Origin of the sequence: Agrobacterium sp. 22094 (assembly GCF_052046015.1) — a bacterium.
Lineage (GTDB): Bacteria > Pseudomonadota > Alphaproteobacteria > Rhizobiales > Rhizobiaceae > Agrobacterium > Agrobacterium cavarae.
The window spans coordinates 291,449-308,338 of sequence record NZ_JBQEPX010000004.1 but is presented as its reverse complement, the minus strand read 5'-3'; the positions used below and the strand labels follow the sequence as shown (position 1 = coordinate 308,338).

Below are 16,890 nucleotides of genomic sequence, written 5' to 3'. Positions count from 1 at the left end.
AGCGAAAAAGATAGCGTTTCGCCTTAAGAAGGTGTTTCAGATTGTGCCGCTGAAGAAACGGTTGAACACTATGAAATACGCGACGACAACTGCGAAAAGCAGGAATGCCGGCCCGCCCTTGAGTTCAAAGCCTGCATCAGTTGTTCCCCCAAAAGGATGGCAATGATGTATCCAATAACTATGAAAGAGGTCAGAAAATCTAGAATGAAGGCGAGAACGGCCCTCCATGTAGAGACTTGGTTGTCTTCCATAGTGCTCATGGGTTACTCCTGACTCCACTCTGCGCGTCGCAGTAAGCTGGCGACCGGATCAACGTCCAACCGCTCGCAGTTCAAACTCCTGCTCAATCTCCTTGTATGCTTGCCCTAGTGAGATTTTCGCCGCCGAATATGCGGAAACCCCCGTTACCCATCCCTTGAAAATAATCTGCTGGGCATCCTTGTCGAAGGAAGCGATGTTCCTGCGCGCGTCGTAGGTGTTCAGTCCCAGAACCGAGATAGAAGACGGCGTAGCGTTTTTCTGGACATAAATCTCCGTCACGAAATGCCCGCCGCTCTTCGTGTCCCATCCTCGCGCATAGGAATGTGCAAGAATTTCGCCCGAGTGGCTTTTGATGGTTTCCATGTCCGCGTCCCCAACAAATGAGGCCTGCGCACTGTCATCTATCTGCTTAGTAAAGGTGGATATCATATCCATGGCGATTTCTGTGCCTTTCGCCAAATCCACAGGGCGGATATGGACGACGATATTGGGATATTCCTCGCCACCTAAAGAGAGATTGTAATCAGACGTTCCCTCCGGCTTGTTGCTGCTATCGACTATTTTCAGGTCCCAGCCACGCGGGTAGAGGAAAACCTCCCCGGATTTAGCAGTTTCTTGCTTCAGGCTTTTAATGGCTTCGCTGTCGTTCTCCATCTGGATCCCGCCAAAAAAGCGCGACAGAGCATCCTCGAAGCGAGGATAATCCCCATAGTCGAAAGTTGCCTGAATGATTAGAACCTCGCGTCCATGACTGATAGCTGCGAGCCGGGCCATACGACCATAGCCAGTTCCCTCCTTAAACTCGCTTGCCGCGAGGAAACCAAATACGCTGTTCGTCCTGGTCGTGTCCTGGAGAATCCGATTATAGCCGTTTAGGGCTAGGAAGCCGTATCCAGCAGTTTTTGCATCGGCGAAAGAGGCAAACTGAATGCGCTGCACCTCGATCATCAGCTTGTCTCGGTTTTCCGGATCGTAGATACGCGCGATCACGCCCTCTTTAGAGGGTGAAGGCTCTGTCCAAATATGCAAGCTGTCATCCAAGATGGTTGAGAAACTGAATCCGGTCTCACCGAGATCAATTTTTTTTCGTGAGAACTTGCCTGAGATTTCGGTGGTCGTTGCAAGAATTCTCTCTGTAGAATAGGTCTGGGCCATCGCCACCTCGGAGAGGAAAAAGTTGGAAAGCATGGACATCCCGATTGTAAGAAGTGCGTTTCGGCATACTTTACCGATGTCCTGCGGGTTAGATTTTCCTTTTAGCATCACTAAGCCTATTTTGTCGGAGATTGCACGCCAAGACCAAGCTTTGCTCCGGCACTAGGTCCAAGTGCCGCTTTTGCTTTAGCCCTAAAACCCGTTTTGCCGTCATCGAGGGTGCCTAGTTCGGCTTCTGCCGTCGCTGAGGCGCCAATTCCCGCCTCTCCTCCAAGCTCAATGAAGACGCCCCAATCCCAGCTTTTATCGATCTCCCCAAGCCGCGCATCCCACTCCGCCCATTCGGCAATGCCGTTGAAGGCATGGACGACGAAATTGCCCGCACGATACGGTGTAACCGATACTCCCAATCCGCCTTTCACCTGCGCGAGGGTCAGATCCACGCCGACCTTGCCCTGGGCTGTTACAGTTGGTGAGCCATTATATGCGCCAAGCTTTACGCCCGCTTCGGCAATTGCTTCCCCTTTCATAACATCGACGCCGCCGTTAGCATTTACCAGTCCATCTTTATTGAGTGTGCCACTCATTTCTAGAAGGCTGGCAGACGCCGATGCTCCCGCTTTCGCGGTAATATTTGTATTACCCCCTGCCCAATCGTCGGAAATCGCTACGCCGGCTGACGATTTGGTCGTTCTGTTGAGAAAACCTGTCTTGCCCTGAGCAAAGCCATCCTTGTCCTCAGAAGAAAAATATGACTTTTCATCATATTTCTGCTCGACACTTGCACCCATCTCGTACTTTCCTTTGATGGGTTTTCCGGTTTCCTTGTATGTCGAGGTGTGCCCTTGCTTACTCCCCCTGGACCCGTCGGCCCATCTCGTATTCGACCTTTCGTAAGCCTCTTCAGATTCAACCTTGGATTTCGCGGTTGCTGCGACTTCTGGATCGCTCGACTTATCCTCGTCCTTTCCGTCTTCTTCCTTTATGAGCTCGTTGGCAGGACGATGCTCCGCTTCCTCGGCGACCTTATGGGGGTCGCCGTTTGTCTCGGTATAAGATGCATCCGTCGCAAAACCGTCGCTGGACAGAAGCGTATTCTGATGCGGCTGTGGCGTTTGCCCGCCAACCAGCGGACTGACGGCGCCGTATGGGTTAGGAGGGAATTGCCAAGGATTGTATGAGACAGGCTCGTAGCCGGGTAGGAAGGGAGGCCGGACATTTTGCGAGGATGGAGCCGGACAGAACCCTTCCAAATCTTTGCGAACAACTTGTCGTAGCGCATGCTCCTGCCTTGAGCTCCGTAAAGGCAGAGGCGGTAGAATAGGCGCAAAGTTGGGATTGCCGCGCCACGCCTCAAGATTTTTCGCCTGCGGTTGGGACTTGTCGCTCATGGCGATTAGTTCTCATCGATTCGGTCGGCCTTGAACCGAATACGCTTGGCCTTAATCGTCACGTCACCTTCCTTCGACATCGTGATCAGCACATTTTCACCGACACGAATATTGAACTGCTCGCCGACATTAATATTGTGAATCCTTCCGATATCGGCATCGTAACGTCCACGCACAATCAAACTCATCTTCTTCCCAACGGTGGTCTGAAAAAGATTCCCGACGATTATTGATTTCGCGACGCCCACGATTTCAGAGCTGCCACCATGGACGATCTCTGATTTGTTCTTCTCAATAAACATTTGATAGTTGCCTTTGGCGAAGTTGAACGGATCGGGAATCCGCATCTTCTGCATGAAGTCTGAGAAATTGCCGAACATGTTCATCGTGCGTGAAAGAAGATATTCGGTCAGCTTGTTTTGTCCCACCGCAATCGACACGTTGCCGGCGACCACCTGCTCATAGTCGCCACCAACGAAGCCCGTCTTGTCATTTGCCACATGCTGATGGCGATCGTGTTCCACCCGCTCGCGGGTGTCGTTCAGCACGTGGACATCATGATCCTTTTGCGCATGCAGAAAAAGCTGCTCCTTGCCTGCCTCGTCCTCGAAGGACAGTTCGTTAAAGCCGGTGCCTTTATGGGTATTAGAGCGCAGCACCATGCGCGTTTTGTTAGCGGGAAGCTCGTAAGGGACGCCATTGGCTGGGTTGGGGACGACACCGGTGACCAGTGGTCGATCCGGATCGCCATCGACGAAGGCAACCATCACCTCCATACCGATGCGGGGGATGATCTGGCCGCCCCAGGTGGCGCCCGCCCAATTCTGTGCCACCCGCACCCAGCAGGTATCGGTGCCATCCTTCTTCGCCTTGCGGTCCCACGGAAACCATAGCTTGATGCGGCCATATTGGTCCGGGTGGATTTCCTCTCCCGCCGGTCCTGCAACGATCGCCACCTGTGTGCCCTCGATCCGCGGGCGCTTGGTGGTACGGTGCGGGGTCAGCGGCACGCGCGACGGGATGGCCTCAAAGCTGTTGCGGTATTCCGGTTCGTTGCCGTTTGTCTCATAGGAGCGATCCACGATAGTGTGGGTCGCCTTGATGATCACATGCTCTTCATACTCATGCTCGGGATGGGCTACTTCATGAGGCGTAAAGCGCCGTCCGGCTTCGAGGATGCGGGAGGTGGATGCGCCGAAGACGCGGTCGTGGTCGGCTTCGATCGCCTGGGTTCGAAGCTTCTGAGCGCGTTCGGCTTCTGCCACCGTCTTGATGCGGGAAGGATATTCGTAAAGCTCGCGCTTTGTCGCGTCCGGCATCTGCACCAGAGATGGCGTCATGGTGCCTGGCACCATCGAAGGTGTCTCGAAGTTCCAGTCGGCACCGGCACGCTGGCCCGGCACGTAGGAGAAGCGGCGCGCCCAGTCATTGATGTGGTTGCGGTCCGAAGAGCCCTGCGCCAGCCTCACTCTGCCTTCACCTTGAGCGGAAGGAGATGGTCCAAGCCAACCATTGGCGCTATCGGCCACATGCAGCTTGTGGGAGCCATCCTCATGACTGAACCAGTAAAACAGCCCGTCCTCCTCGAACCGGCGCAGGAGGTAATCGAGGTCCGTTTCGTTCCATTGAACGCTGTAGTGCTGCGGTGGCGGCGGTGTGATGATGCCGGATGTGTCGGAAGCCGGAATGCCGTGTTCGGAAAACAGCGTCTCGGCAATTTCAACCACCGTCTTGTCCATCCAGATGCGGCAGTCGGAGCGGCGTGACAGCAGCCACATTTGCGGGCGGATGGTCATGGCGTAGGAGCGAAGGCCGCGAGTGATGGGTGGGCCCTCATGCAGCTCCGTCACCAGACCGTTGAATGGGCGACGCACACCACTTCCTTCTTCGCCATCGCCCTGTTGCACCTCCACAGAGACATCGACCAGACGCCCGATCAGTTCCTCGGGCTTGACTGCTTCCTTCTTGGCGCGGACGCTGAGGTTGATCTCGAAGAGTTGCGATACGCCTTCCTGGATCACCATGCGCTCGGGGAGAAGCTGGTCTTCACCCAGCGGGGACTTGACCTTCAGAACGCGGCTCGCCTGGATAAAGTCAGACGATGAGGGCTGGTCGGTCATGGTCTCTCTCCGCGATCAATCAAATGAGAAGCGACACGCATGGACTGTGGCTTTCACTATGACCTGTTGTGAAGCAAAGCGGCTCAACCCTGCTTCCAATACTTGGAACTGCCTGTTCGCCAAGCGAACGAGCTTACACAATTTGCTCAAACGTCCGTCAACGACGTTCCCCTACGAGATAAGCGTATTTGAATTTCGTCGCGTTGTTTGGAATGGCATCCGCTTTAGGCCCAAACATCACGTCCGAGGTGAGAACGGTCCCAATCTCCTTTGCCGTGGGCGCGGTGCCAAGAAGATATATATCCCTCGACAAGAACATCTGATTGCCGAAAGAGTTTGCAACAGCATAGTTTACTTGAAGGGCGAATGCGCTGTGCCCGTGCTGAAGGAGAGCCTGGCTAATCTTTGCTTCATTGGCCCGTATCCACTTCCGCAACCACACGGAAATCGCGCCCTCGTTCAGAGCAGCTGCAGCCTGGCTGAAGACAGCAGCAGCAGCCCCGCCAACTGCGGCCCGCTGATTAAATTGTCTAGGGCCGTCTGGGAGGCTCATATAGGAGAGATCTGGTCCCCTACCCATTTTTTGAGGGGCTACGACCTCATCTTGCCGAACCGGCCGGACGATAAAATTATCTGTAGAAACGGAAAAATTGGGCATTCAAGACGCCTCCCTTGTGGACGGTACAACCGATTTACGCGGCTCCATCAGCGCTTCAGCGCTATTGGCCCGCAGAGCCCGGATGGGGTGATCCGGTGCCCTGTGAACGGGCACCGGATCAACTTCCTCAGGCGGCTTTGGTCGTCGCCAGATCGTAAGATGCGATCATTGGAGACTGCGGCGAATTGTTTTCGTCTGCAGGCGTATACTTCACTTCGATCTTCGTGAAATTCAGCTTGATCGTCTCGACGGGACGGTCACCGCTGGAATCGACCGAATAGCTGGCAATCAGCGTATTGGTAAGGAGATACTGAATATAGGTATTGCCGGGATCCCCAGTTGTTACCAAGTGAATGGTAGCAGTCTTACCCTGGCGACCAGCGCATGCTTCTTGAAACAGCTTGGTGGAGGAGGAGTCGCTGACCTTTGTGAGAATGACTTCCGAAATGGTCGGCTCGGATGCTTCACGGTTTGCTGCAGAGCCCGCAGCGGTGTTCATGTTTCGCGTCACATTCCAGTGGATGGCTTCGATGTCCATCCACTTGCGATGTTCCTGATGAGTCGCATCACCCTGAATACCGTCCAACTGCAGATAAATTGGCATGCTGTAAGCTCCTGTTTGAAACGACCTCTTGCTCCGAGGCCCTGTTACCTTTCAACCTGACGCCGCACACGCCGGGTTGCCCCTTTGGATGCGACAACTTCATCCACCCCGGCAGCATCTGCCGAAGCGAAATCGCCTGTTTCCCCAGCCGCTTCGGCATAAACGCCGAACCGTGTACCGTCAAAATCGACAGTGACCATGCCTACCTTTTCACCGGCAACAACCCTCTCAAGGAAGAAGCTGGAAAGGGGTGGCAGGAGATCCTTGCCCATCATGATTTCGATTGCGCGTGCTCCAATGTCGCTGGAGCCCGCCTTATTGACCAATGCCGCCCGCGCCGTTTCGGAGAGCGACAACTCCGCGCCGTAGGTCGCCCTGACCCGATCGCGGATTTTTTCGATCTGAATGTCGACAATCCTTGAGAGCTGTTCGGCTCCCAGGGGCATGAATGGCAGAATGATCGTGCGACCAAGGAAGGCTGGCTTGAACTGCTTCGTCAGTTCCGGCATCAGCAGCGCTTCCAGGGCCTCGCCTTCGGGCATCGTCTCAGGATCCGCAGCGAGCGCCGACAACAACTCCGATCCGGTGTTGGCGGTCAAAATGATTGTCGTGTTCTTGAAATCCACATCGCGGCCTTCGCCGTCTCGAAGAACACCTTTGTCGAAGACCTGGTAGAAGATATCCTGAACACCCGCATGCGCCTTGTCGATTTCGTCGAGCAGAAGAACACCAAAAGGAAGACGTCTCACGGCCTCTGTCAGCACACCTCCCTCTCCATATCCCACATAGCCAGGAGGCGAGCCGAGGAGCAGCGAGACTTTGTGCTCCTCTTTGAACTCGGACATGTTGATGGTCGTGAGGTGGTTGCTGCCGCCGTAGAGGAAATCGGCCAGTGACAAAGCTGTCTCCGTCTTGCCGGTACCGGACATGCCAACCAGGAAGAAAACCGCAGGGGGACGTCGTGGATCGGATAATCCTGCGCGCGCAGCACGCATGGCGTCGGCAATTCGATTGATTGCCGCGTCTTGTCCAATCACCCGCTGCTTCATCCGATCATCGAGTGTTCGCGCACTTTCGATCTGGTCTGCAAGCAGCTTGCCAAGCGGAATGCCGGTCCAACGCGATACCACCGATGCTATGACCTCACGGTCGACCACGGTGGGGACAAGTTTATCGGCCTCTGACTTCGAAGAGGCAAGCCTTAGAGGCGCGACGTTCGACTGGGTCAGCTTCTCATCTGTTTCGTCCGATGCAAGGAGTTCCCGCATCTCAAGATCATAGCGCGCCTGCAATTCGTCGATTTGCTGCCCGACAGAAGCGATCGTCTCCTCTATCGCTACCATACGCGCAGCCAATTCATGACTGGCTGGTTCACGCTTCAGCCAATCCCGCTCAATCATGAGAAGGCTCCGCTCGCTTGTCAGGGCGCGCAGCTTCTCCGGCAAGGTTTGCCGGGCGAGAGAAACCGCCGCTGCGGCCGTATCCAGCAGGCTGACCGCCTTGTCGGGGAGCTGACGCGCAGGCAGATACCGCGCTGAGAGCTGCACCGCCGCAACGATCGCATCGTCTCGAACAATAACGTCATGATGTTTGACGAAAGTGTCCGCCACACCTCTCAACATGCGGATGGCTGTCGCTTCATCCGGCTCGCGAACATGCACGGGTTGGAAACGCCGGGTCAAGGCAGCGTCTTTCTCGAAATACTTCTTGAATTCGCTCCACGTAGTAGCGGCAATCGTTCTCACCTCTCCACGCGCAAGCGCGGGCTTGAGAATATTGGCCGCATCGCCTTGTCCTGCAGCACCGCCGGCACCGATGAGACCATGCGCTTCGTCGATGAATAAGATGATTGGCTCAACCGATTTCTTGACCGCGTCGATCACGCTGTGGAGCCGACGCTCAAATTCGCCTTTGACGCCCGCCCCTGCCTGAAGGAGCGAAAGATCAAGCGTCAGCAGCCTGACGTTCTTCAGCTTTTCGGGCACATTGCCGGAAACGATCTCGAGTGCGAGTGCTTCCGCCACAGCCGTCTTTCCAACGCCCGCCTCGCCAACAAGGATGGGATTGTTCTGCCTGCGCCGCGTGAGGATATCCACAATCTGGCGCAGCTCGTCATCTCGCCCGATGACCGGATCAATCCGGCCACCTCGTGCGTCAGCGGTCATGTCTTGGGTATAAAGCCGCAGGAACTCGTTCTGCTCGGCAGAGCGCACCTTACCGTCCTCAAGCAGCTCTGCCTTGCCTGTGGGAGCGTCGTCCTCAACGCTCCGCAGTCTCTGAAGAGCGTTGCGATCCATGCATTTTAAAGATGGCAAAGTGGACCGAACGAGGGTTCTAAGCGATTCCTCCTCATCGAGTGCCAAAAGAAGATCGGCCAGCACGACGTGCTTACGGCCAGCCTCAAGCGACGCTAGTAGCCAAGCTTCTCGACCCGCTGCGAGCACGTTCTGCGACAGCGAGAGATCCTCTCCATTGCCGACAACGGCGTCCTCAAGGCTACGATCAATCTCCGCCAGAAAACGCTGACGCGGAATGCTCAACTCGTCGAGGACACCAACAAACTTCTCAGATTCTACAACCGATTTCAGCCAATGAGGGACGTCGACGTAACGGTGACCCATCCTCACTGCAACCGAAGCAGCAGCTTCCAAGGCTACGCGCAGCTCAGGCTCAAGCGCTCCGATGAGGCGATTGAGATCGATATGCGACATGCAAGTGCCTCCTGCCCTTGGTCAATCCACAACGTTGCGTAGTACAATTAAGATGATGAAACCGGCTTGTCTAGCCAGAAGTTGATTTTTTTATTTCGCAGCTTAAAACGTAGATGCCGCAATTTAGACACATTTTGAAGAAGTCTGTCTAAAGTCTGATTGATTAATATCCTTACGTTACGGAAGATGGCGTCATAAAACTATTACATTTACTAGAGGAAAAACTGCATTTGGACGCGACATCGGACATAGGTACTCTAGAGTTTTCGGGAGATTGCGAAGAAAATATTCGCGTCAATACGAGAACTCGTGAACTATATTACAAGATAAAGGACGAAAGAAACCAAGCGCGTGCAGAAGAACGTACTGTATCGCCTCAAGAGGTTTTGAAAGTCTCCAGTAACTGGGAGAACGTAAACAATCTTGGATTGCATATTATATATTCGGAAAGCCTCGATGTTGAGATCTTGGCCTGGCTGATGGAAGCGAAGCTGAGGCTTGAGGGCTTCGCTGGTTTGCGTCAGGTTTACGAGATATGCGAGCATATTTTTCACAACCATTGGGAAAATATTTATTCGATCGACGACGATAGCGAGGAAGATAAGTTTGCTCCCTTTGCCGGATTAAACGGTATCGGGAGCGAGGGCTCACTCGTTCAACCGTTGCGGCTCACGTCCCTCGTTCCGGGAAAAAAGTTTGGCGAAAACAGCCTGTGGGACTTTCAGCTTGCTCAGCGACCAAATGAAATGGCGCTCAAAGAAGAGCTTTATCGGGCCGCCATGGAGGCAGGGAGCGCCGCGATGACGGCCCATCTCGCGGAGGTGAATGGCTGCCTTTCGATCTTCGACGGGTTGATGCGGCTTTTGACGGAGCGTTGCGGTCAGTACGCGCCGCCAAGCTCTAATATCCGCAATGTGCTGATCGAAGCGGCAGCCGCTATCCGTGCTCTTGGTGGCCGCGATGCAGATCAAACCCAGATCGACGGGACGGAGCCCGCGGCAATCAACGACGATGCATCCACCCCCGTCGCAACACGCCCCTCGCCTTCTCTCAACCCAGAGGGCATTGGGTCTCGCGATGAGGCGTTTGAAACTCTTCTTCTGGTTGCGCGTTATTTCCGTCGAACTGAACCGCATTCACCAATTTCGTTGGCAATCGAGACATTGGTTCGCAGGGGGCGCATGGATTTTTCAGAACTGCTCGCCGAACTTCTTCCCGAAGCTCAGGCCCGCAATGCTGTCCTCACCGCAGCAGGCATCAAGCCTGGCGGCGAGAGCAATGGGAACCAATGAACCGGGTACAGATGCTGTGCTCTTCTCAATCAACCATGCGGATACGCATGAAGGAGGTCTAGATGGCAAGTGTTCATGAAAAGCTGGAGCGAGTTCGTAAGCCGCGCGTCCACATCAAATATGAGGTGGAAACGGAAGGCGCCATGGTGGTCAAGGAGTTGCCCTTCGTCGTGGGTGTCCTCGGCGACTTTTCGGGCAATCCCACTCAGCCACTCAAACCTTTTGGCGAGCGCAAGTTCGTCCAGGTCGATCGGGATAACTTCGACGAGGTGATGCGTCGCATGACGCCCGGCCTGAATATCTCGGTCCCCAACACGTTGGAGAAGGATGGTAGCGACATTCAGGTCAATCTGAAGTTCGAAAGCATGGAAGACTTCGAACCCGGCTCCATTGTTCACCAGGTGCCGGCACTAAAGGCGCTTCTGGATGCCAGAAACGAACTTCGCGATCTCCTGTCAAAGGCCGATCGCTCCGAAGATCTTGAGCGCATGCTGGAAGACATCCTGCAGAACAAGACAGACCTGGCAAAGCTGGTTTCGGAACTGAAGGAAAAGAACGGTGCTGCCGAGTAATCGCGCGCCATCAAAATTTTCGAACAGCCCCACGACCGGGGATTTGAACGGTTCAAGCGGCGGCACCGGCCGCAAGTGGAAGGATTGAGATATGAGCGCCGAAAGCCTGCTGAAAAACGAAACACAGGCCACAACCGCCGAAGACCACGGACTGCTGTCCAAAGTCGTTGCCGCCACCAGGCAAACCGAACCGGACCGCGCGCAAAATCTGCTGCGCACACTGACCGACCAAGCCTTGAAGGGAACGGTCAAATACGACCGCAATCTGACGGTCACGCTAAATCACGCGATTGCCGAACTCGACAAGACAATTTCGGAGCAGTTAGCGGCAATCATGCAGGCACCGGAATTCGCCAAACTGGAGGGGACTTGGCGCGGGCTGAATTACCTGGTCAAGAATTCCGAGACGAGCGTAAATCTCAAGATCCGCGTGATCAATGCCGGTAAACGGGAAATCTCCCGCGACCTGGAAAAGGCAGTGGAGTTCGATCAGTCGCGCCTCTTCAAATCGATCTATGAAGACGAGTTCGGTACGCCGGGCGGCGAGCCGATCGGCGCCCTCATCGGCGACTACGAGTTTGACAACTCCTTTGATGATGTCCAAACGCTTCAAGGTGTGTCCGCCATTGCGGCTGCGGCGTTCGCACCCTTCATCTCGGCAGCAAGCCCGCGAATGTTCGGCTTCGAGGATTATCGCGATCTCGCGCGTCCACGTGATCTCGAAAAGATTTTCGACACGGTGGAATATGCAAAATGGCGCAGCTTCCGCGAAAGCGACGATTCCCGCTTCGTGACGCTCGCTCTGCCCCGCGTGCTGGCGCGCATGCCCTATGGCCCAAAGACCAACCCGGTTGACGAGTTTAACTACGACGAAACAAGAGGAGCGCCGAATGGCGACCTGAAACACGACGAATATTGCTGGATGAATGCCGCTTACGTCATGGGGACCAAGCTGACCGATGCCTTTGCCAAGCATGGCTGGTGCACGGCAATCCGCGGTGCGGAAAATGGCGGCAAGGTTGAAAATCTGCCCATGCATGTGTTTTCCAGTGATGACGGCGATCTGGACCTCAAATGCCCGACCGAAGTCGGCATTACCGACCGTCGCGATGCCGAACTGGGCAAGCTCGGCTTCCTGCCGCTCTGCCACTACAAGAACACCGATTATGCCGTGTTCTTTGGCGCTCAGACGGCCCATAAGCCGAAGCTTTACGACCGGCCGGAGGCAACTGCCAATGCCGCCGTGTCGGCTCGTCTGCCCTATATCATGGCGACCTCTCGTTTCGCCCATTATCTCAAGGTCATGGGTCGCGACAAGATCGGCTCCTTCATGGAAGCTTCCGATTGTGAAGTCTGGCTCAATCGCTGGATTTCCAATTACGTCAATGCCAACGAGCAGGCGGGCGAGGAGAGCCGTGCCAAATATCCGCTGCGTGAGGCAAAGGTGACCGTTCAGGAAGTTCCAGGCAAACCGGGTGCCTATAACGCGGTGGCGTGGATGCGTCCATGGTTGCAGATGGAAGAACTCACGACCTCGCTTCGCATGGTCGCTCGCATTCCGTCCAAGAACTGAACCATGTTGGACATATGCCTGCCATATGTCCAAAGCATTCCTCGGAGCGTTGCTCATGGCGCCAAGGTCCTTCACGGACACCCGCAGTCTGGTCGATCAGCTCATCGCCTTTATTGACGAGGCGCTGAACGAGCAGGTCAATGCGATTTTGCACCATCGCGAGTTTCAAGCGATGGAAGCGAGATGGCGCGGGCTTGCCATGATCGTGCGTGAGGCATCGCGCAGCGATGAGGTAAAGGTCAAGCTGTTGAATGCCAGCTGGAGGGAGCTTGCCCGCAATCTCGAAAAAGCAACCGACTTCGACCAGAGCCAATTGTTCGAGATCGTCTACAACCGGGAATTCGGCATGCCGGGTGGCGAGCCGATCGGCCTGTTGATCGGAGATTACGCCTTCTCGCCGGATACCAGGGACGGTGTCGACTGCGTGACGGCACTTTCGCAGATCGGCATGGTCGCAGCCGCTGCCTTCTGCCCCTTCATCGCCGCCGCTTCTCCCGAAGCCGTCGGATTGCAGGATTTCTCAGAGATGAGCAGGGTCCATGATTTTTCCTGGCTTCGACAGGAAAAATCCCGGCTGAGGTGGAACGCGCTGCGTGCCCGTGACGACTCCCGCTTCATCGGCCTCGTCGCCCCGCGCATTCTGTTGCGATCGCCCTATCGGCCTTTTTCGCGACGCCGCAGCGATCCCTTCCCGTTCCAGGAACAAATCGCCGAGGACGGCGCGACACTTCTGTGGGGCAATCCAGCCTTCGCCTTCGGCACGGTCGTCGTGCGAAACTTCATCGATAGCGGCTGGTTTGCCGACATACGTGGTGTCACGCAGGACACGGTTGATGGAGGAATGCTATCCCCCTACCAACTGCCACCGCTCGACTTCGGGCTGGAAAGCAATGGGCTCTCCGCGCAGCCACCGGTCGAGGTGCAACTGTCGACGGGCCAAGAGCAGCAATTTTCCGATCTCGGACTCGTCCCGATCTCCACCACGTATTTGTCCAGCGTGGCAATCTTCAATGCCAACCAATCGCTGCATGCGCCAGGGCATTACTCAAGCGAAAGCGCACGACAGAACGCCCGCATTGCCGCCATGCTGCAATATGTGCTCTGTGCCTCCCGCTTCTCGCATTATCTCAAAGTCATCATGCGTGACGATATCGGTCAACTTAGCGACGCAACCGCGATCGAACGCAAACTCGAAACCTGGCTGTCATCCTACACGCTCGGAAACGATGATGCTGAGGTGGCGCTGAGAACACGTTACCCACTTCGCTCGGCTGGCATCAGCGTCTTCGAGATCCCCGGCAAACCCGGAAGTTTCTCCTGTACCGTGCGTATCCAGCCGCACTTCCAGCTGGATGATGTTTCCACCAGCTTCCATCTGATCGCCGAGACGGCGGTACCGTCTGCGTCCCCATCGTGGACACCGGCCGAGCCTAAGAGGATCTCCGCATGACATTGCGCGCCGACATTTCCGATCTTCTTGACGAGAACCAGGTCGCGACCGCCCTTGAACTCGCGAGGGATAAGGTCAAATCGTCACCGTCCGACAAGGAGGCCAGACACCTCTACATCGATCTTTTAATTCTGGTCCGCGATTACGAAAAGGCCGACGCGCAGTGTAACCTGGCTGCGACCTTCTCGCCGCAGGACAGTGTCGGATTTTCGCTGTTGCGCCAGCATTTGCGCGCCATGGCGGCGCGGGAGGCGTGGTTCGAAAACGCCGCCGTACCGGAATTCCCTGGCGGACCAAGTGAACTTGATCAACTGGCGATTAAGGCGAATATCGCCGCACGTGAGAGCAACATTATCGAAGCCGCTGACGCCTTGAGCGAGCTGGATGAGAAACGAGGCGACGTATCGATCGTCGTCAATGGCAAAAAGGCCAGTGATATCCGTGACCTTGACGATCGTGTTCCGCATGCACTTGAAGTTCTGACCAATGGCGGCAGGTATCTGTGGATCGGGTTTGACCGCATTGAAACTCTCACGATCGGGCCGATGACGCGTCCGCGCGACCTCGCTTATCGCGATGGCGAGCTGACGCTCAAGGATGGCGCCGTGGCATCGGTGCTTTTGCCCGCGATCTATCACGGGGCGGACAAGGCGGCTGTTCTGCTGCTTGGCCGAGAAACACGCTGGGACGAGGAAAGCAGCCCACTTGTCACGGGTGAGGGTCAGAGATGCCTGTTGATCGGCGACGACCTCGTGCCATTCCACGAAATCACAAGAATTTCCGCGGCACCCCAGTCAAGTGAAAGGAAATCCGCGCGTGGTTGATCCGCTGGAGCAATATCGGCCGAAGCAGAGAACCCTATCTCGCTCCGTGCTGGACAGGCTGCTGGACGATGCGCCCGACATGGAGGCCGATCCGCTTGTCAGCCTCTCGGATCAAGTCAGGGAGATGCGTGAAGTGATACGCCGCGACCTTGAGGCACTTCTCAACACCCGCCGAAGTCCCTCGGGCCCACCGGGCGCGCTTAAAGAACTTAATGATGCGCTGGTTTCCTATGGCATGGACGGCGTCTTGTCGGCGAATCTTGTGACGGATGCGTCCAAGGATAAGCTTGCGCAAAGCATCGAGCGTCGCATTTCCATGTTCGAGACCCGCCTCTCCGATGTGCGGGTTACGATCCTAAAGAACCGTATGGAGGGCGAGCGCGCCTTGCGCATGAGGATCCAGGCAACGTTTCGACTGCATGAGGGGATGCCTCCGATCAGCTTTGAATCGAAGATAGATCCATCGACACAGCGTTTCCTCGTGGAGACCACCAATGGCTGATGGTTTTCTCGATAAATACAATGATGAGCTTTATGCACTGAGAAAGCGGGCATCACGCTTTGCGGCGGCCTTTCCCAAAATCGCCGGACGGCTGCGCATGACAGGAGATGTCGCCGACGATCCCCATGTCGAGCGTTTGATCCAAAGCTTTGCCTATTCCGCCGCTCGCGTGCGCCAAAAGCTGGATGATGAATTTCCTGAGCTTTCCGACAGTCTGCTCGAAACGCTTTACCCCCATTATTTGGCGCCGCTGCCGTCCATGAGCGTCGTACAGTTCGAGCCAGGCGCTACACTTGCGACGGTTCAGAGGCTCGCGCGCCATAGTGAGATTCTGGCAGAGCCCATTAATGGCGAAAGCTGCCGCTTCCGCACCACGCAGGATGTTGAAATCACGCCTCTTGCCATCTCTGGAGCAACGCTTTCCGGCCAACCTATCGATGCGCCGTTTTCAACCGCGTCGGCAGGTGCAGCGAGCTGCTTGCGGATCTCACTGCGTACCACCTCTCCGAGGCCCTCTACATTTCAGGAAATGGGGCTCGCGAAGCTACAACTGTTCATTTCCTCGGCTTGGCAACAAGCGACAGCGCTATATGAATTGCTCGCCAATAATTGCGTCGGAATGGCGCTGGCACGCCATGCGGATGATCCGCAGGCGGTTTTCCTTCCTGCGAACAATCTAAAACCTTCCGGCTTTGCGCGCGACCAAGCCATGCTGCCCTATCCCCCAAACAGCTTTGATGGTTACCGTCTCCTCACGGAATTCTTTGCGCTACCGCAAAAGTTCCTGTTCATCGACATTGACGGGCTCGACCGCTGGCCCGGTGGCGACTGCGAGCTCTACATCTATTTGAACACCGCAGATGCTAGGCTTGAACGCATGGTCTCAGCCAAGGATCTGGTGTTGAACGCATCCCCAGTCATCAATCTCTTTCAGCAAAGCTGCGAGCCTTTGAGCCTAGACGGGACGAGGACGGAGTATCGGCTCTTGCCGGACGCGCGCCGTCAGCGCACGCGCGAAATCTACTCGGTCGAGAATGTCCAACTCACAACCCGCGACGGGCAGGTCGAGAAGACATCACCGTTCTTTGGCCGCACGCAGAAAAGCAACGGTTCGAATGTCTTCTGGCAAACCTACCGCCGCTTCGATGAGGATGATGCTTCTTCCGACACCGATATTGCCTTTGTCGACGAGAAGCGCGGACCGCTGGGGCCGATCGATATTGTCGCCAGTGTCGATACGCTGTGCATCAACCGCGAACTGCCGAGCCAGTTGCCCTTCGGCGGCGGACACCCCTACTTGCAACTCTCTGCCGGTAACGAGGCAGTTCAGTCTATCCACGCGCTGATGCCGCCTACACCCGCCATTCGCATGAACGAGCGGACTGCTCGCGAATGGCGCCTGATCTCACACCTGCTGCTGAACCATCTCTCTCTGTTCGACAATGGTGGCGCGCCGCTAAAAGACATTCTGTCGCTCTATGCTTTTCGGGATTCGCCCGAAACGCGTCAGCTGGTCGATTCAATTTCCAACGTCGAGGCGCAAAATTCCCACGCGCGACTTGGTTCCGCTATGGTGCCCGGAACGGATGTGACGGTAGAGTTCGATCCATCGCTGATCGACAGGGCAGCAGCCTATGTCTTTGCCAATGTTCTCAACCATTTCTTTGGTCTCTATACCTCCATCAACAGCTTTACGCGCCTGACCGTGACCATGCGTGGCCATTCCGAGCCGATTGCCCGATGGCCTGCGCGCGCGGCAGATCGCCCGCTGCTTTAG

The 16,890-nt window shown here is 55.7% G+C and carries 13 protein-coding genes; 7 read left to right on the top strand and 6 right to left on the bottom strand.

What is annotated here, in order from left to right; all coding sequences use genetic code 11:
- Positions 1-309: 309 nt before the first annotated feature.
- The 6 genes from ACTJK5_RS18390 to tssH form a co-directional block, all read right to left on the bottom strand.
- Complete coding sequence (locus ACTJK5_RS18390) at positions 310-1,524, bottom strand: hypothetical protein (RefSeq protein ID WP_440599172.1); 1,215 nt, start codon at positions 1,522-1,524, stop codon at positions 310-312.
- 8 nt (positions 1,525-1,532) lie between these two features.
- Positions 1,533-2,807, bottom strand: coding sequence for a hypothetical protein (locus ACTJK5_RS18385; protein ID WP_062597836.1), 1,275 nt, complete (start codon positions 2,805-2,807; stop codon positions 1,533-1,535).
- Positions 2,808-2,812: 5 nt separating this feature from the next.
- Positions 2,813-4,927, bottom strand: coding sequence for a type VI secretion system tip protein TssI/VgrG (tssI, locus tag ACTJK5_RS18380; protein ID WP_440612973.1), 2,115 nt, complete (start codon positions 4,925-4,927; stop codon positions 2,813-2,815).
- Between the two features lie 157 nt (positions 4,928-5,084).
- Entirely contained in the window at positions 5,085-5,585 is a 501-nt protein-coding gene (locus tag ACTJK5_RS18375) for a hypothetical protein (RefSeq protein WP_113225783.1), read from the bottom strand.
- 127 nt (positions 5,586-5,712) lie between these two features.
- Positions 5,713-6,189 carry an Hcp family type VI secretion system effector gene (locus ACTJK5_RS18370; protein ID WP_062426859.1) on the bottom strand — a complete coding sequence of 159 codons (477 nt, stop codon included), beginning with the start codon at positions 6,187-6,189 and terminating at the stop codon, positions 5,713-5,715.
- A gap of 44 nt (positions 6,190-6,233) precedes the next feature.
- Positions 6,234-8,900 carry a type VI secretion system ATPase TssH gene (tssH, locus tag ACTJK5_RS18365; protein WP_440612972.1) on the bottom strand — a complete coding sequence of 889 codons (2,667 nt, stop codon included), beginning with the start codon at positions 8,898-8,900 and terminating at the stop codon, positions 6,234-6,236.
- A 230-nt stretch (positions 8,901-9,130) separates the two neighbouring features.
- Here tssH and tssA point away from each other — a divergent pair, with 230 nt between their 5' ends.
- The 7 genes from tssA to tssF all read left to right on the top strand — a co-directional run bounded on the left by tssA (position 9,131) and on the right by tssF (position 16,890).
- On the top strand, positions 9,131-10,192 hold the full coding sequence (tssA, locus tag ACTJK5_RS18360) for a type VI secretion system protein TssA (protein WP_440612971.1): 1,062 nt from the start codon (positions 9,131-9,133) through the stop codon (positions 10,190-10,192).
- Positions 10,193-10,254: 62 nt separating this feature from the next.
- Complete coding sequence (tssB, locus tag ACTJK5_RS18355; RefSeq protein WP_440612970.1) at positions 10,255-10,764, top strand: type VI secretion system contractile sheath small subunit; 510 nt, start codon at positions 10,255-10,257, stop codon at positions 10,762-10,764.
- A gap of 91 nt (positions 10,765-10,855) precedes the next feature.
- Positions 10,856-12,337: a type VI secretion system contractile sheath large subunit gene (tssC, locus tag ACTJK5_RS18350; protein WP_440612969.1), complete on the top strand. Its 1,482-nt coding sequence runs from the start codon at positions 10,856-10,858 to the stop codon at positions 12,335-12,337.
- A 55-nt stretch (positions 12,338-12,392) separates the two neighbouring features.
- On the top strand, positions 12,393-13,787 hold the full coding sequence (tssC, locus tag ACTJK5_RS18345) for a type VI secretion system contractile sheath large subunit (protein ID WP_112520304.1): 1,395 nt from the start codon (positions 12,393-12,395) through the stop codon (positions 13,785-13,787).
- Positions 13,784-14,611, top strand: a complete 828-nt coding sequence (locus ACTJK5_RS18340) for a type VI secretion system accessory protein TagJ (RefSeq protein WP_440612968.1) — start codon at positions 13,784-13,786, stop codon at positions 14,609-14,611. Before tssC (ACTJK5_RS18345) ends, ACTJK5_RS18340 begins: the two co-directional genes overlap by 4 nt.
- A complete protein-coding gene (tssE, locus tag ACTJK5_RS18335) occupies positions 14,604-15,113 on the top strand; it encodes a type VI secretion system baseplate subunit TssE (RefSeq protein WP_062426852.1) in 510 nt (169 codons plus the stop codon). Before ACTJK5_RS18340 ends, tssE begins: the two co-directional genes overlap by 8 nt.
- Positions 15,106-16,890 (top strand): type VI secretion system baseplate subunit TssF, encoded by a 1,785-nt coding sequence (tssF, locus tag ACTJK5_RS18330; RefSeq protein WP_440612967.1) that lies wholly within the window; start codon positions 15,106-15,108, stop codon positions 16,888-16,890. Before tssE ends, tssF begins: the two co-directional genes overlap by 8 nt.

What these genes read in the sequence shown, in the direction of transcription:
- ACTJK5_RS18390 (WP_440599172.1), bottom strand. Translation starts at nt 1,524, where the DNA reads ATGCTAAAAGGAAAATCTAACCCGCAGGACATCGGTAAAGTATGCCGA.
- ACTJK5_RS18385 (WP_062597836.1), bottom strand. Translation starts at nt 2,807, where the DNA reads ATGAGCGACAAGTCCCAACCGCAGGCGAAAAATCTTGAGGCGTGGCGC.
- tssF (WP_440612967.1), top strand. Translation starts at nt 15,106, where the DNA reads ATGGCTGATGGTTTTCTCGATAAATACAATGATGAGCTTTATGCACTG.
- tssC (WP_440612969.1), top strand. Translation starts at nt 10,856, where the DNA reads ATGAGCGCCGAAAGCCTGCTGAAAAACGAAACACAGGCCACAACCGCC.
- ACTJK5_RS18340 (WP_440612968.1), top strand. Translation starts at nt 13,784, where the DNA reads ATGACATTGCGCGCCGACATTTCCGATCTTCTTGACGAGAACCAGGTC.
- tssB (WP_440612970.1), top strand. Translation starts at nt 10,255, where the DNA reads ATGGCAAGTGTTCATGAAAAGCTGGAGCGAGTTCGTAAGCCGCGCGTC.
- tssC (WP_112520304.1), top strand. Translation starts at nt 12,393, where the DNA reads ATGGCGCCAAGGTCCTTCACGGACACCCGCAGTCTGGTCGATCAGCTC.
- tssI (WP_440612973.1), bottom strand. Translation starts at nt 4,927, where the DNA reads ATGACCGACCAGCCCTCATCGTCTGACTTTATCCAGGCGAGCCGCGTT.
- ACTJK5_RS18370 (WP_062426859.1), bottom strand. Translation starts at nt 6,189, where the DNA reads ATGCCAATTTATCTGCAGTTGGACGGTATTCAGGGTGATGCGACTCAT.
- ACTJK5_RS18375 (WP_113225783.1), bottom strand. Translation starts at nt 5,585, where the DNA reads ATGCCCAATTTTTCCGTTTCTACAGATAATTTTATCGTCCGGCCGGTT.
- tssH (WP_440612972.1), bottom strand. Translation starts at nt 8,900, where the DNA reads ATGTCGCATATCGATCTCAATCGCCTCATCGGAGCGCTTGAGCCTGAG.